At 72.7% G+C, this 14,756-nt stretch carries 12 protein-coding genes; 7 read left to right on the top strand and 5 right to left on the bottom strand.

Annotated elements, in window-relative coordinates:
* Positions 1–144: 144 nt before the first annotated feature.
* Complete coding sequence (locus IE237_RS03820; RefSeq protein WP_189800345.1) at positions 145–1,239, bottom strand: substrate-binding domain-containing protein; 1,095 nt, start codon at positions 1,237–1,239, stop codon at positions 145–147.
* Between the two features lie 199 nt (positions 1,240–1,438).
* Here IE237_RS03820 and IE237_RS03815 point away from each other — a divergent pair, with 199 nt between their 5' ends.
* Positions 1,439–3,376 carry a DUF2264 domain-containing protein gene (locus tag IE237_RS03815; RefSeq protein ID WP_189800344.1) on the top strand — a complete coding sequence of 646 codons (1,938 nt, stop codon included), beginning with the start codon at positions 1,439–1,441 and terminating at the stop codon, positions 3,374–3,376.
* A gap of 6 nt (positions 3,377–3,382) precedes the next feature.
* Here the strand turns inward: IE237_RS03815 and IE237_RS03810 are convergent, their stop codons facing one another.
* Together IE237_RS03810 and IE237_RS03805 are read right to left on the bottom strand one after the other, a co-directional pair.
* Positions 3,383–4,156, bottom strand: coding sequence for an SDR family NAD(P)-dependent oxidoreductase (locus tag IE237_RS03810; protein ID WP_189800343.1), 774 nt, complete (start codon positions 4,154–4,156; stop codon positions 3,383–3,385).
* 28 nt (positions 4,157–4,184) lie between these two features.
* The gene (locus IE237_RS03805; RefSeq protein ID WP_189800342.1) at positions 4,185–4,859 is read right to left on the bottom strand and encodes an MOSC domain-containing protein; all 675 of its coding nucleotides are present in this window, start codon (positions 4,857–4,859) and stop codon (positions 4,185–4,187) included.
* 80 nt (positions 4,860–4,939) lie between these two features.
* On the opposite strand from IE237_RS03805, the gene IE237_RS03800 reads away from it, so the two are divergent.
* Positions 4,940–5,833 carry a LysR family transcriptional regulator gene (locus IE237_RS03800; RefSeq protein WP_189800341.1) on the top strand — a complete coding sequence of 298 codons (894 nt, stop codon included), beginning with the start codon at positions 4,940–4,942 and terminating at the stop codon, positions 5,831–5,833.
* A gap of 80 nt (positions 5,834–5,913) precedes the next feature.
* Here IE237_RS03800 and IE237_RS03795 read toward each other — a convergent pair whose 3' ends face one another.
* Positions 5,914–6,288, bottom strand: a complete 375-nt coding sequence (locus IE237_RS03795; RefSeq protein WP_189800340.1) for a WhiB family transcriptional regulator — start codon at positions 6,286–6,288, stop codon at positions 5,914–5,916.
* Between the two features lie 431 nt (positions 6,289–6,719).
* On the opposite strand from IE237_RS03795, the gene IE237_RS03790 reads away from it, so the two are divergent.
* The 4 genes from IE237_RS03790 (at position 6,720) to IE237_RS03775 (ending at position 11,051) form a co-directional block, all read left to right on the top strand.
* The gene (locus IE237_RS03790) at positions 6,720–7,331 is read left to right on the top strand and encodes a response regulator transcription factor (protein WP_003948568.1); all 612 of its coding nucleotides are present in this window, start codon (positions 6,720–6,722) and stop codon (positions 7,329–7,331) included.
* A 243-nt stretch (positions 7,332–7,574) separates the two neighbouring features.
* Positions 7,575–8,177 (top strand): sigma-70 family RNA polymerase sigma factor, encoded by a 603-nt coding sequence (locus tag IE237_RS03785; protein WP_308433031.1) that lies wholly within the window; start codon positions 7,575–7,577, stop codon positions 8,175–8,177.
* A 140-nt stretch (positions 8,178–8,317) separates the two neighbouring features.
* Positions 8,318–9,820 carry an IMP dehydrogenase gene (gene guaB, locus IE237_RS03780; RefSeq protein WP_189800339.1) on the top strand — a complete coding sequence of 501 codons (1,503 nt, stop codon included), beginning with the start codon at positions 8,318–8,320 and terminating at the stop codon, positions 9,818–9,820.
* 106 nt (positions 9,821–9,926) lie between these two features.
* Positions 9,927–11,051 (top strand): GuaB3 family IMP dehydrogenase-related protein, encoded by a 1,125-nt coding sequence (locus IE237_RS03775; protein WP_093874493.1) that lies wholly within the window; start codon positions 9,927–9,929, stop codon positions 11,049–11,051.
* 54 nt (positions 11,052–11,105) lie between these two features.
* Here the strand turns inward: IE237_RS03775 and IE237_RS03770 are convergent, their stop codons facing one another.
* Positions 11,106–12,347, bottom strand: coding sequence for a nucleotide sugar dehydrogenase (locus tag IE237_RS03770; RefSeq protein WP_189800338.1), 1,242 nt, complete (start codon positions 12,345–12,347; stop codon positions 11,106–11,108).
* A 330-nt stretch (positions 12,348–12,677) separates the two neighbouring features.
* On the opposite strand from IE237_RS03770, the gene IE237_RS03765 reads away from it, so the two are divergent.
* Positions 12,678–14,384 carry a glycerol-3-phosphate dehydrogenase/oxidase gene (locus tag IE237_RS03765; RefSeq protein ID WP_189800337.1) on the top strand — a complete coding sequence of 569 codons (1,707 nt, stop codon included), beginning with the start codon at positions 12,678–12,680 and terminating at the stop codon, positions 14,382–14,384.
* The last annotated feature ends 372 nt before the right edge of the window (positions 14,385–14,756 follow it).

Genomic DNA, 14,756 nt, shown 5'->3' with positions numbered 1-14,756 from the left:
GCACGGCTCCTGAGGGCGGGCGGCTGGGAGGTTGTGGCCGTGATCCTGTGACCGTTCATGACCGAAGTCAAGAGCGAAAGATTGATTGATCGAAAAAAGATCAGATCGAAGGTGTGCGGCGGTTCCGATCGAAGGGGCGGCGTCTCAGGCCGGAGGCGTGAGGTGCGCGCCGCACGATTCCCGCACCCGCAGCCACGGCAGCAGGCTCAGATGGCGCCGCGCCGCGTCCTCGTCGGGGGCCTCCGTGAGCCGCTCCACCAGGAGCTCCGTGGCATGCCGCCCCACCTGCCGCTTCGGCGGGGCGACCGCCGTCAGCGGGGTGTCGGCCAGCGCGGCGACCTCGTCGTCGTACGCGATCAGGGCCAGGTCCTGCGGCACCCGCACGCCCAGCTCGGCCAGGCGCTGCACGACCTCGATCGCGTCCACGTCGTTGTGGACCAGGGCCGCGCTCGCCAGGCCCGAGCCGACGGCCTCGTGCAGCGCCCGCACCGCCCGCTCGAAGCCCTCCGGGTCCGCCTCCGCCGGTACGGAGTCGATGACCGGGCGCGGCTCCTTCAGGCCCAGCGTCCCCAGCGCCTCGGCGTAGCCCGCGCGCACCGCGAGCGCGGTCGGGGAGTCCCGGCGGGCCACGAGCAGCGGCGTCGCGTGGCCGAGCGCGAGCAGGTGGCGCAGGGCGAGCAGCACGCCGTGGGCGTGGTCGGAGGAGACCCGGTCCAGGCCGTCGAGCGGGCTGCCGGGCTCGGCGCGGCGCTCCAGGAGGACGGCCGGCACGGGCAGCTCGGCCAGCCAGTCCCCGTACGCGAGCCGGTCCTCGGGGCCCCGCCAGCCGGGCGCGACGAGCACGCCCTCGGCGCCCGCCGCGAGGAGGCCCTCGGTGCGGGCGCGGTCCTCCTCCGGCCGGTAGTCGGAGATCCGCAGCACGAGCCGCGCCCCGGCGCGGGCCGCCGCCTCGTGCGCCCCCCGGATGACCTCGGCGAAGTAGTACGTGGCGGAGGGGGCGAGCAGACCGAGGACCAGGCCCTCGCCGGGGCGCCCGCCCGAGGCGCCCTGCCGCTGGGGCCAGGACACCTGGCCGTGCACCCGGTCGAGCAGGCCCCGGCCGGCCAGGACCTCGACGTCCCGGCGGGCGGTGACGGGGGAGACCCCGAGGCGTTCGGCCAGTTCGGAGACGCGGGCGGTGCCGCGCTCGCGCACCAGGGCCAGCAGTCGGTCGTGTCGTTCGGCGGCACTCTCGCGCACGGCGTGTTCCCCCTCGCGGTGGTGGTGATCCGTCGACCCCAGGGTGGGCCCGGCGGGTCGGGGTCGCCCACCCTAGCCCAGAAATGATCGAACGACGGGAGTTTCGATCATTCGCTCCGATTCTCTTGACGTTCGATCGGAGTCTTGTTCAGGATTCCCGGCGACGCAGACGTCACCGCAGGGAGCCCCAGGGAGCATCATGCCCACGCCGCCCGAGAACCGTGAGCTCAGCCCGTACACCGGCTGGACCCGTGCCCACTGGGAGGCCGCGGCCGACCGACTCCTCCTGGACGTGCGCCCGTTCGCCTCACCGGGACGCGGCCTCGTCGACCTCCCCGGGCCCCGCCCCAGCTGGTCGGGACCCCGCTCCGACGGCCTGGAGGGCTGGGCCCGCACCTTCCTCCTCGCGGCCCTCCGCGTCGCGGGCGCCCACGGCGAGGACCCGCACGGCCACCTCGACCGGTACGCCGAAGGGCTCGCCGCCGGGACCGCGCAGCCGGGACGGGAGGACCGGGAGTCCTGGCCCGCGATGGCCGGCACCCGCCAGGCGATCGTCGAGTCCGCCTCGATCGCCCTCGGTCTCCGCCTCACCCGCCCCTGGCTCTGGGACCGGCTCGACGACCGCACCCGACGGCGGACCGCCGACTGGCTCCTCCCCGCCCTCGGCCCGTCCCCGGTCGACAACAACTGGTGGCTCTTCGGCCTCACCGTCGCCGGCTTCCTCCGGGACGCCGGGATCGAGACCGACCGCGCCGCCGCCACGATCGACCGCTCCCTCGCCCGGATCGAGGACTGGTACCTCGGCGACGGCTGGTACAGCGACGGCGACAACCACGCCTTCGACCACTACAACGCCTGGGCCCTGCACTTCTACCCCGTCCTCCACGCCCACCTCTCCGGCGACAAGGACCTCCTCGACCGGTACGGGCCCCGGCTGCGCGCCCACCTCGACACCTACGTCCACCTCTTCGACGCGAACGGCGCCCCCCTCCCGTACGGGCGGTCCCTGATCTACCGCTTCGCCGCGGCCGCCGCCCCCTGGCTCGGCGCCCTCACCGGCCACACCCCGCTCGCCCCCGGCGCCACCCGCCGCCTCGCCTCCGGCACCCTGCGGTACTTCCTCGACCGCGGCGCCACCGACGAGCGCGGGCTGCTCGGCCTCGGCTGGCACGGCCCGTACCCGCCGCTCGTCCAGGAGTACTCGGGCCCCGGCTCCCCCTACTGGGCGTCCAAGGGCTTCCTCGGCCTCCTCCTCCCCGCCGGCCACCCCGCCTGGACCGACCCCGAGGAACCCCTGCCCGCCGAACGCGCCGACACGGTCCTCCCCGTCGCGCCCGCAGGGCTGCTCGTCCAGACCACCGCCGCCGACGGGCTCGTACGCCTCCACAACCACGGCAGCAACCACGTCCACAGCGCACCGGGCGCGGAGGACGACCCCGGCTACGCCCGCCAGGCCTACTCCACCCGTACGGGACCCAGTACGGGGACCGCGGTGGCCGACAACCACTTCGCCCTGCTCGTCGACGGGAGGGCCACCACCCGGGGCCCCGCCGTCCCCGTCGGCACCGGCCCCGACCGGGCCGCCTCCGTCCACCACCCGCTGCCCGGCGTCCGGGTCCTCTCCGCGACCCTCGTCCACGGCCGCGCCGAACTCCGCGCCCACCTCGTCCTGGGCGCCCCGGAGGGGACCCCCGTACGGCAGACCGGATGGGCCGTCACCCCCGACGACCCGCACGCCCAGCCCCCGGTCCGTGCCCAGCTCCCACCGGCCCCCGACCGGCGTCATCCCGTCCGCGCCCAGCTCCACCCGGTCCACGGCTACCGCCCCGAAACCGCGGAACTCCCCACCGGGGAGACCCTTCAGGGCCCCGGCAGCCGCACCCTCGCCCTGCACGGCACCACCCGCGGACCGGCCTCGCTCTTCGTCGCGCTCGCCTCCCTCACGGCCGAGCCCGACCCCGCACCCGTGTCGGACCTCGCGAACGTCCGGGTCACGGGCCCCCACACCCTCACCGTGACCTGGCGGAACGGCGCCACCGCCCGACTGGACCTGGCCGCCGTGTCGGCGACGGCGGCTCCCGCCATCGGGTCGTACGAGGGGCCGGGACCGACCTCGCGCACCGGGCCGGCCTCCTGACCCGGCCTACTCCGGACCGTACTTGCGGCCCGCCTTGGAGGAGACCCCGCCGAGCAGGCCCCGCGGCGCCAGCTTCACCACACCCATGAGGGCCTTGTAGCGGGGGTCCGGGATCGACAGGGTCCTCCCCCGCTCCAGGTCGGTGAGCGCGGCCGCCACCAGCTTGTCCGCGTCGAGCCACATCCAGCCCGGGATGTTGTCCGTGCCCATCCCGGCCCGCTCGTGGAACTCGGTGCGCACGAAGCCGGGGCAGAGCGCCATCAGACGCACCCCGCTGCCCGCGAGGTCCCGCGCCGCGCCCTGGGTGAACTGCACGACCCAGGCCTTCGAGGCGCCGTAGGTGCCGCGGGGCAGGAACGCCGCCACCGACGCCACGTTCACCACGGCGCCCCGGCGGCGGCCCTTCATCGAGGCGGCGGCCGCCGAGGTCAGCCGCAGCACCGCCTCGCAGTGCACCGTCAGCATCTTCAGCTCGTCGGCCATGGAGACCTCGAGGAAGCGGCCCTTGTTGCCGAAACCGGCGTTGTTCACCAGCATGTCCACCGGCTGCTTCGGGTCCGAGAGCCGGGCCTCGACGGCGGCGATGCCCTTCTCCTCGGAGAGGTCCGCCGCGAGCACCTCGGCCTCGACGCCGTGCCGGTCGTGCAGCTCGGTCGCCTGCTCCCGGAGCCGCTTCACGTCCCTGGCCACGAGCACGACGTCGTGGCCGTCCGCCGCCAGTCTCCGTGCGAAGGCGGCGCCGATGCCCGCGGTGGCGCCCGTAATCAGTGCTGTCGTCATACGGGCAACCTAGTGCCCCGTCCCGCGCCTACGCCTGGGCGTACTTCTCCGTGTACTGGCGGGCGAGCGCGAGCAGTCCGGACTCCATCCACTCGGCGGCGGCCAACGTGCGGGGCAGCAGGGCGCGTTCGGTGGTCGCGGCGCGGTGCAGGAGCGCCACGGTGATGTCGTGGTCGGGGCGGTGCAGCACCGTGATCGGGTCGCCGGCCCGCACCTCGCCCGGCACGATCACCCGCAGCAGCGCGCCGGGACCGGCCTGCGACTGCGTGAACCGCTTCACCCAGCCCTTCTCCTCGACGAAGCCCGCGAAGGTGCGGCACGGGATGCGCCCGCCGGTCACCTCCAGGACCACCTCCTCGCCGATCCGCCACCGCTCGCCGATCAGGGCCCCGTTCACGTCGAGGCCGCGGGTGGTGAGGTTCTCGCCGAAGGAGCCGTTGGCCAGTTCGCGGCCGAGCTCCCGTTCCCACAGGTCCATGTCCTCCCGGGCGAAGGCGTACGCCGCCCGGTCGTCCCCGCCGTGGAAGCGCAGGTCGCAGACCGTGTCCCCGGCGACCCCGCTCGCCCCGACGCCGGGCGCCCCGGGCGCCTCGATCCGCACGGGCCCCTCCACGGGGCGCTTGTCGATGCCCGTCATCCCCGAGGCGGCGTCCGTGTACTCCACGGACCTCGCGCGGCCCACATTCACACTCAGCAAGGTCATGCCGGCACTTTACGGGCGCCGATCTCAAAGGCGCTCGCGAAAATGGGCTGCTTCACCCAAGAGTCGCTTATGCTGGACGCATGATCGAGGCCCGCCACCTCCGCGTCCTGCGCGCCGTCGCCGCCACCGGCTCCTTCTCGGCCGCCGCCCGCGAACTCGGCTGCACCCAGCCCGCCGTCAGCCAGCAGATGAAGGCGCTCGAAGCCTCCGCCGGCACGCCGCTGCTGATCCGTACGGGACGCGAGATGCGCCTCACCCAGGCCGGCGAGGTCCTCGTGCGCCACGCCTCCGGCATCCTCGCCGGGCTCACCGCCGCCGAGGAGGAGGTCGCCGCCATCGCCGGGCTCCGGGCGGGCCGCGTCCGCCTGGTCTCCTTCCCCAGCGGCAGCTCCACCCTCGTGCCCACCGCGCTCGCCGCGCTCCGGGCCGCGCACCCCGGCACCCGGGTCTCCCTCGTCGAGGCCGAGCCGCCGCGCTCGATCGAGATGCTGCGCGAGGGCGACTGCGACATCGCCCTGGCGTTCCGGTACGGGGCGGGGCAGGCCGAGTGGGACGACCTGGTCGTCCGCCCGCTCCTCGCCGACCGGCTCGTCGGCCTGGTGCCCGAGGGGCACCGGCTCGCCGGGGCCGGTTCGGTCGGCATCGCGGAACTCGCGGACGAGTCCTGGATCGCGGGCTGCCCGCGCTGCCGCCGCCAGCTCGTGGACGTCTGCGAGGAGGCGGGCTTCACCCCCCGCATCGACTTCGCCACCGACGACTACCCGGCCGTGGTGGGCCTGGTCGGCGCCGGTCTGGGCGTCGCCGTCCTGCCGGAGCTGGCCATCGAGTCCGTACGGCCCAAGGGCGCGCGGACGGTCGCCGTGGAGCCCGCCGTGGAGCGGGAGATCGTGGCCCTGACGCTGCCGGATCTCGCGCAGGTCCCGACCGTGGCCGCCACGCTCGACGAACTGATCCGCGCCGCCGCGCGCGCGTAGGGCGACGCGCGCGGGCGCACGGTCCGCTGCGGGCGCTGTTCAGCCCGCTCAGCTGCCCAGGGCAGTGAAGAAACGTTCCTTCACATACGTTCCCCGAGGGATGTCATCGACGTCATGGATGTCACGGGCGTGGCGGAGGCGACCGGCGTGGTGGCCGGTGCCGTCGTGATCAGACGATTGCGCGCGCGTCCCATGAGTTCTTCGCGTTCGTCCTCGGTGAGGCCGCCCCATACGCCGTAGGGCTCCCGCACGGCGAGTGCGTGTGCCGCGCACTCCGCGCGCACCGGGCACCGCATGCAGACCTCTTTCGCCGAGTTCTCACGCGCACTCCGTGCCGCGCCGCGCTCTCCCTCGGGGTGGAAGAACAGGGAGCTGTCGACTCCGCGGCAGGCCGCGAGGAGTTGCCAGTCCCACAGATCGGCGTTGGGTCCGGGAAGGCGGGAGAAATCTGCCATTGCGCTTGTCCCCTTGAAACCGTGTCGAACGGATAGGTGGGCGGGTGGATGGCTGATGGCCGGGGCTCCTCGGGTCCCGACAGGTCCGGTGGCTACACCTACTGTCGAAGTAGATGTAAATATGACTCATTGCGAATCTAGTCACAGACACTGCGAAAAGGGAAGAAAACCCGCTAAATGGGGCATAGCTTTCGATGTTGGGACGAACGACCTGCGACACTCTCCTCCGCGCACGACCCCTCACGTAGAGTGCCGAAGACGCCGTCCGACCCGTAACTCTTTCGAGTGACCGTCGTTGAGAGTGCGGAGGCGGTTGAAAGAACAAGCGATCGGGCAAACGTCCGAGAGCGTCAACCGCACAGGTGACGATACGTACAGCCCTGGAGGCTCAAGGTGACGCGCAACAGCTGCGAGAGCCGCGGAGGTCAGGCATGACATCCGTCCTCGTCTGCGACGACTCCCCGCTTGCCCGAGAGGCGCTCCGCCGCGCGGTCGCGACCGTGCCCGGCGTCGAGCGCGTGACCACCGCGGCCAACGGCGAGGAAGTCCTCCGCCGCTGGGGCGCGGACCGCTCGGACCTGATTCTGATGGACGTACGCATGCCCGGTCTGGGCGGCGTGGAGACCGTCCGCCGGCTGCTCTCCGCGGACCCCGGCGCCCGCATCATCATGCTCACGGTCGCCGAGGACCTCGACGGCGTCGCCCTCGCGGTCGCCGCGGGTGCCCGTGGCTACCTGCACAAGGACGCCTCGCGCGCCGAGCTGCGGGCCACGGTCACGCAGGCGCTCGCCGACCCGACGTGGCGGCTCGCCCCGCGCCGCCTCCGTTCGGCCGAGATGGGCGCCGCGCCCACCCTCACCGCGCGCGAGATCCAGGTCCTCGAAGGCATGAGCCACGGCCGGTCCAACGCGGAGATCGGGCGCGAGCTCTTCCTCTCCGAGGACACGGTCAAGACGCACGCCCGGCGCCTCTTCAAGAAGCTGGGCGCCTCCGACCGGGCGCACGCCGTCGCGCTCGGGTTCCGCTGGGGCCTGGTCCGCTGAATCGCAGGTCACCTGCCGTATCCCCGTCCTCGCCCGCGTCCGTCGTGGGGTGGACGGGGTGGGCTTGTGTCACTTCCCCGCGGAATGCCGCATCCTTGAGATGTGGAGTTCCTCGGGGACGAGTCGATCGAGCGGGACGGGAGGGCGCAGGAGATGAGTGCCGGCGCACCTACTCATAACGCTTCGGTGCACAACTACGGACGCGGTGCCACGAACGCCGAGGCGTCGGGGCACCATGGAGCGATGCGCGACGACGAGACCGTGGGTACCCCCATGCCTGCCGGGCAGGGGGAGATCGGCGCGCTCGTGCACCGCGCGGTCGACGGCGACGCGCAGGCCACGCACGACCTGCTCGCGCGCGTCCACCCGCTCGCCCTGCGGTACTGCCGCACCCGCCTCAACCGGCTGCCCGGCGACGCCCGGCACTTCGTCGAGGACCTGGCCCAGGAGGTCTGTGTCGCCGTCCTGATGGCGCTCCCGCGCTACAAGGACACTGGCAGGCCCTTCGAGGCCTTCGTCTTCGCCATCGCCGGACACAAGGTCGCCGACCTGCAGCGCGCCGCCATGCGGCACCCCGGGTCCACGGCCGTGCCCTCCGACGAGATGCCCGAGCGGCCCGACGACTCCCTCGGCCCCGAGGAGCGCGCCCTGCTCAGCGATGACGCCGAGTGGGCCAAGAAGCTGCTCGCCAACCTCCCGGAGAACCAGCGCGAGCTGCTCGTGCTGCGGGTCGCGGTCGGACTGACCGCCGAGGAGACCGGCCAGATGCTCGGCATGTCCCCGGGAGCCGTCCGGGTCGCCCAGCACCGTGCCCTCAGCAGGCTCCGCGCACTGGCCGAGCAGTAAGCCTTGCCGGGGGCTGTCGTCCCTTTCGTACACGTGCGAACGTCCAAAGCTTCCCGCTGATCTTGCTCGTGGAATGAGACACCGCTCAAGCCCGTTAGCATGGACATCCCGCACCGATCAAGGCCATTTGGGAAGGTGTCATGACTGCCAACGTCGACGGAGTGCCCGAGAAATTCGCGACACTCGGGCTGACCTACGACGACGTGCTGCTCCTGCCCGGCGCGTCCGACATGGCGCCCGACCAGATCGACACCGCCTCGTACATCTCGAAGAACGTGCGGGTGAACATCCCGCTGCTCTCCGCCGCGATGGACAAGGTCACCGAGTCCCGCATGGCGATCGCCATGGCGCGACAGGGCGGTGTCGGTGTGCTGCACCGCAACCTCTCCATCGCCGACCAGGCCAACCAGGTCGACCTCGTGAAGCGCTCCGAGTCCGGCATGGTCTCGGACCCGATCACGGTCCACCCGGACGCGACGCTCGCCGAGGCCGACGCGATCTGCGCCAAGTTCCGCATCAGCGGCGTCCCGGTGACCGACCCGGCCGGCAAGCTGCTCGGCATCGTCACCAACCGCGACATGGCCTTCGAGTCGGACCGCAGCCGCCAGGTGCGCGAGGTCATGACCCCGATGCCGCTGGTCACCGGCAAGGTCGGCATCTCCGGCGTGGACGCCATGGAGCTGCTGCGCCGCCACAAGATCGAGAAGCTGCCGCTGGTCGACGACGCGGGCATCCTCAAGGGCCTCATCACGGTCAAGGACTTCGTCAAGGCCGAGAAGTACCCGAACGCCGCCAAGGACAAGGAGGGCCGGCTGCTCGTCGGCGCCGCCGTCGGTGTCGCCGGTGACGCGTACGAGCGTGCCCAGGCCCTGATCGAGGTGGGCGTCGACTTCATCGTCGTCGACACCGCGCACGGCCACTCCCGCCTGGTCGGCGACATGGTCGCCAAGATCAAGTCGAACTCCTCGGTCGACGTCGTCGGCGGAAACGTCGCCACCCGCGACGGCGCCCAGGCGCTGATCGACGCCGGCGTCGACGGCATCAAGGTCGGTGTCGGACCGGGCTCCATCTGCACCACCCGTGTGGTCGCCGGCATCGGCGTCCCGCAGGTCACCGCGATCTACGAGGCCTCCCTCGCCGCCAAGGCGGCCGGTGTCCCGGTCATCGGCGACGGCGGTCTGCAGTACTCCGGCGACATCGCGAAGGCCCTCGTCGCCGGCGCCGACACGGTGATGCTCGGCTCGCTGCTCGCGGGCTGCGAGGAGTCCCCGGGCGAGCTGCTCTTCATCAACGGCAAGCAGTTCAAGTCGTACCGCGGCATGGGCTCGCTCGGCGCCATGCAGTCCCGCGGCGAGCAGCGCTCCTTCTCCAAGGACCGCTACTTCCAGGAGGGCGTCGCCTCCGACGAGAAGCTCGTGCCCGAGGGCATCGAGGGCCAGGTGCCCTACCGCGGCCCGCTCTCGGCCGTCGTCCACCAGCTGGTGGGCGGTCTGCGCCAGTCGATGTTCTACGTCGGCGGGCGCACGGTGCCGGAGCTCCAGGAGAACGGCCGCTTCGTCCGGATCACCTCGGCGGGCCTCAAGGAGAGCCACCCGCACGACATCCAGATGACGGTCGAGGCGCCGAACTACAGCAGGAAGTAACACAGCGCGACGCGTGGGGGCGGTTCCGGCATGTGGCCGGAGCCGCCCCTCACGCTTGTGTCGGGGATACTGGTAGGCGCAGACGTAGAGGGAAAGGCCACACATCGTGACTGAGATCGAGATCGGGCGCGGCAAGCGCGGCCGCAGGGCGTACGCGTTCGACGACATCGCCGTCGTGCCGAGCCGGCGCACCCGGGACCCGAAGGAGGTCTCGATCGCCTGGCAGATCGACGCCTACCGCTTCGAGCTCCCGTTCCTGGCCGCCCCGATGGACTCGGTCGTGTCGCCGCAGACCGCCATCCGCATCGGTGAGATGGGCGGCCTCGGCGTCCTGAACCTGGAGGGTCTCTGGACCCGGTACGAGGACCCGCAGCCGCTCCTCGACGAGATCGCCGAGCTGGACGAGGCGACCGCGACCCGCCGTCTGCAGGAGATCTACGCCGCCCCGATCAAGGAAGAGCTGATCGGGCAGCGCATCAAGGAGGTGCGCGACTCCGGTGTCGTCACCGCCGCCGCGCTCTCCCCGCAGCGCACCGCCCAGTTCTCGAAGGCCGTCGTCGACGCCGGCGTGGACATCTTCGTCATCCGCGGCACGACGGTCTCCGCCGAGCACGTCTCGGGCGCGGCCGAGCCGCTGAACCTGAAGCAGTTCATCTACGAGCTGGACGTCCCGGTCATCGTCGGCGGCTGCGCCACGTACACCGCGGCCCTGCACCTGATGCGCACCGGCGCGGCGGGTGTCCTGGTCGGCTTCGGCGGCGGCGCCGCGCACACCACCCGCAACGTCCTGGGCATCCAGGTCCCGATGGCGACCGCCGTCGCCGACGTGGCCGCGGCCCGCCGCGACTACATGGACGAGTCCGGCGGCCGGTACGTGCACGTCATCGCCGACGGCGGCGTGGGCTGGTCGGGCGACCTGCCGAAGGCGATCGCCTGCGGCGCCGACGCCGTGATGATCGGCTCCCCGCTGGCCCGTGCCACGGACGCGCCCGGCAAGGGGCACCACTGGGGCATGGAGGCCGTCCACGAGGACGTGCCGCGCGGCAAGCTGGTCGACCTGGGCATCGTCGGCACCACCGAGGAGATCCTCGCGGGCCCGTCGCACACGCCGGACGGCTCGATGAACTTCTTCGGCGCCCTGCGCCGCGCGATGGCCACCACGGGCTACAGCGAGCTCAAGGAGTTCCAGCGCGTCGAGGTCACGGTCGCGGACGCCCAGCACAAGCGCTGACCGCTCCGTACGCAGAAGGGGCCCCGCACCGGGTGGTGCGGGGCCTTTTCGCGCTCACAGGCGGTGGGCGGCTCCGGCGGGGGTGGCGCCGCGGGTGTCGAGGAGGAGCTGGGCCTTCACCGAGAGGCCCTGGAGGTCGTACGTGCGGTGGTGCTGGAGCAGGACCGTCAGGTCGGCGTGGGCGGCGGCCTCGTAGAGGGAGTCGGCGCGGGGGACGGGGAGCTCGCGGACGCGCCAGTCGGCGACGTGGGGGTCGTGGTAGCTGACGGCCGCGCCCAGGTCCATGAGGCGGGCGGCGATCTCGTCGGCGGGGGAGCCCTGCCGGTCGGGGAGGTCGGGCTTGTACGTGATGCCGAGCAGCAGGATCCGGGCGCCGCGGGCCGACTTGCCGTGCTCGTTGAGGAGGGTGGCGGCGCGCTGGACGACGTACTGGGGCATGCGCTCGTTGACCTGGCCGGCGAGTTCGACGAGGCGGAGCGGGCGGTGGGCGCCCACGGAGTCGACGGGCACGCCGTGGCCGCCGACACCGGGGCCGGGGCGGAAGGCCTGGAAGCCGAAGGGCTTGGTCTCGGCGCAGCGGATGACGTCCCACAGGTCGACGCCGAGCTCGTGGCAGAGGACCGCCATCTCGTTGACGAGGGCGATGTTGACGTGCCGGAAGTTGGTCTCCAGGAGCTTGACGGTCTCCGCCTCGCGGGGGCCACGCGCGCGTACCACCTTGTCGGTGAGCCGGCCGTAGAAGGCGGCGGCGGACTCGGTGCAGGCCGGGGTGAGGCCGCCGATGACCTTGGGGGTGCCCGCGTAGCCGTGGGTGCGGCTGCCGGGGTCGAGACGGCCGGGCGAGTAGGCGAGGTGGAAGTCGCGCCCGGCGCGGAGGCCGGAGCCCGCCTCCAGGACCTCGCGGAGCGGGCCCTCGGTGGTGCCCGGCGGGACCGGGGACTCCAGGAGGACGGTGGTGTGGGGGCGCAGACGCGCGGCGAGTGCGCGGGCCGCGTCGGTGACGGCGGTGAGGTCGAGCGTCCGGTCGGGTCCGGGGGAGGTCGGGGCGCAGAGGACGGCGGTGCGGACCCGGCCGAGCTCGGCGGGGTTGGTGGTCGGCCGGAAGCCCCCCGAGAGCATCCGGCGGATCTCGGGTGTGGTGAGGGAGCCGTCGACGGGGGAGCGGCCGGCGGCGAGTTCGGCGACGGGGCGGGGGTCGGTGTCGTAGCCGATGGTGTCGATGCCTGCGGCGGTGGCGGCCTGGGCCAGGGGGAGTCCGTGGTGGCCGAGGCCGATGACGGCGAGATCAGCGGGCATGGGGGGTGGGCCGTCCTTCCCAGTAGCCGGAGGGGACGCGAGGCGCAAGCCCGGTGGACAGAACGGGTCGAGCGCAATGTCAGACTAGGCGTAAATATGACCGATATGCGGCATTGTGGGGCCGCACGTCGCCGAGTGTTATCCACAGGTCGGTGGCGAGGCGGTGGCTGAAGTCGCGGGACCGGGCCAGAATCGAGCTGTGAGCCGGACCACACGGGCCCGGTTCGCTGCTCGTGCACGCACGGCCGGTGCGGTGTGCGTCGTGCGCGCCCACGGTCCGTGGGCGCGCGGCGGGTGCGGGACGGACGGGGGACGACGGGAGGCAGCAGCGTGAGGACAGCGACACTGGGACCCGCCGAGCGCGCCGAGGCGCTCGCGGCCATGGCCGAGCGAGAGCTGGACGTACTGGTCGTCGGCGCCGGAGTGGTCGGCGCCGGAACCGCCCTCGACGCCGCCACGAGAGGGCTCTCCACCGGCATCGTGGAGGCCCGCGACTGGGCGTCGGGCACCTCCAGCCGGTCCAGCAAGCTCATCCACGGCGGCCTGCGCTACCTGGAGATGCTGGACTTCGCCCTCGTGCGGGAGGCGCTCAAGGAGCGCGGACTCCTCCTGGAGCGGCTCGCGCCCCACCTGGTGAAGCCGGTCCCCTTCCTCTACCCGCTCCAGCACAAGGGCTGGGAGCGGCTCTACGCGGGCTCCGGAGTCGCGCTGTACGACGCCATGTCGCTCTCCTCCGGCCACGGCCGGGGACTCCCCGTCCACCGGCACCTCTCCCGGCGCAACGCCCTGCGGGTCGCGCCCTGTCTGAAGAAGGACGCCCTCGTCGGCGCCCTGCAGTACTACGACGCCCAGATGGACGACGCCCGCTTCGTCACCACCCTCGTGCGCACCGCCGCCTCCTACGGCGCGAAGGCCGCCAGCCGGGCCCGCGTCATCGGCTTCCTCCGCGAGGGCGAGCGGGTCGTCGGCGCGCGCGTCCAGGACGTCGAGGCCGGGGTCGCGTACGAGATCCGGGCCAAGCAGATCGTCAACGCCACCGGCGTGTGGACGGACGACACCCAGGCCCTCATCGCGGAGCGCGGCCAGTTCCACGTCCGCGCGTCCAAGGGCATCCACCTCGTCGTGCCCAAGGACCGCATCCACTCGACCACCGGACTGATCCTGCGCACCGAGAAGTCCGTGCTGTTCGTCATCCCCTGGGGGCGGCACTGGATCGTCGGCACCACCGACACCGACTGGGACCTCGACAAGGCCCACCCCGCCGCCTCCAGCGCCGACATCGACTACCTCCTGGAGCACGTGAACACCGTGCTCGCCACCCCGCTCACCCGGGACGACGTCCAGGGCGTCTACGCGGGCCTGCGGCCCCTCCTCGCCGGTGAGTCGGACGCCACCAGCAAGCTCTCCCGCGAGCACACCGTCGCCCACCCGGTCCCCGGCCTCGTGGTCGTCGCCGGCGGCAAGTACACGACGTACCGCGTGATGGCGAAGGACGCCGTCGACGAGGCCGTGCACGGACTCGACCAGCGGGTCGCCCCCTGCGTCACCGAGGACACCCCGCTCCTCGGCGCCGAGGGCTACCGCGCCCTGTGGAACGCGCGGGCCAGGATCGCCGCGAGAACCGGACTGCACGTCGTCAGGGTCGAGCATCTCCTCAACCGCTACGGCTCCCTGACGGAGGAGATCCTCGACCTCGTCGCGGCGGACCCCGGGCTCGGCCGACCGCTCGCGGCGGCCGAGGACTACCTGCGCGCCGAGATCGTCTACGCCGCCTCGCACGAGGGCGCGCGCCACCTCGACGACGTCCTCACCCGGCGGACCAGGATCTCCATCGAGACCTTCGACCGGGGCACGCTCAGCGCCCGCGAGTGCGCGGAACTGATGGCACCGGTCCTCGGCTGGGACGACCTCCAGATCGAGAAGGAGATCGAGCACTACGAGAAGAGAGTGGAGGCGGAGCGCGAGTCGCAGCGGCAGCCCGACGACCTGACGGCGGACGCCGCGCGGCTCGGGGCACCGGACATCGTGCCCATCTGACAGGGGGTCCGGCCGGGCGAGGGGGGCCGAGCGGCAGGGGGCCAGGCCGGTATGGGGGGTGCCCGTCCTGCAGGGGTCCGGCCGGGCGAGGGAGGGCCGCGCGAAAGGGGGGTCCGGCCGGTGTGAGGGGCGCCCGTCCGTCATGGTCCGGCCGGTGTCAGGGGGCCCGTTCGACACGGGGTCCGGCCGGTGCGAAGGGTGCCCGTCCGGTGGGAACCTCGGGGCCGTACGGAGGCGTCGTATCCCGGAGTACGGACCCGGGGGCGTCACCCGCCCCGAGGTGAGGGACAATGGCCTCTCTTCCAGGGCGGGTTACCGCATCGCGCGGGAAGCGGCAGACGCGGCGAAGATCAGGGATCGCAGAGGGGACGC

The sequence above is a fragment of the Streptomyces tanashiensis genome, from assembly GCF_014648895.1.
GTDB classification, from domain to species: domain Bacteria; phylum Actinomycetota; class Actinomycetes; order Streptomycetales; family Streptomycetaceae; genus Streptomyces; species Streptomyces tanashiensis.
This window is presented reverse-complemented; position numbering and strand designations above follow the sequence as displayed.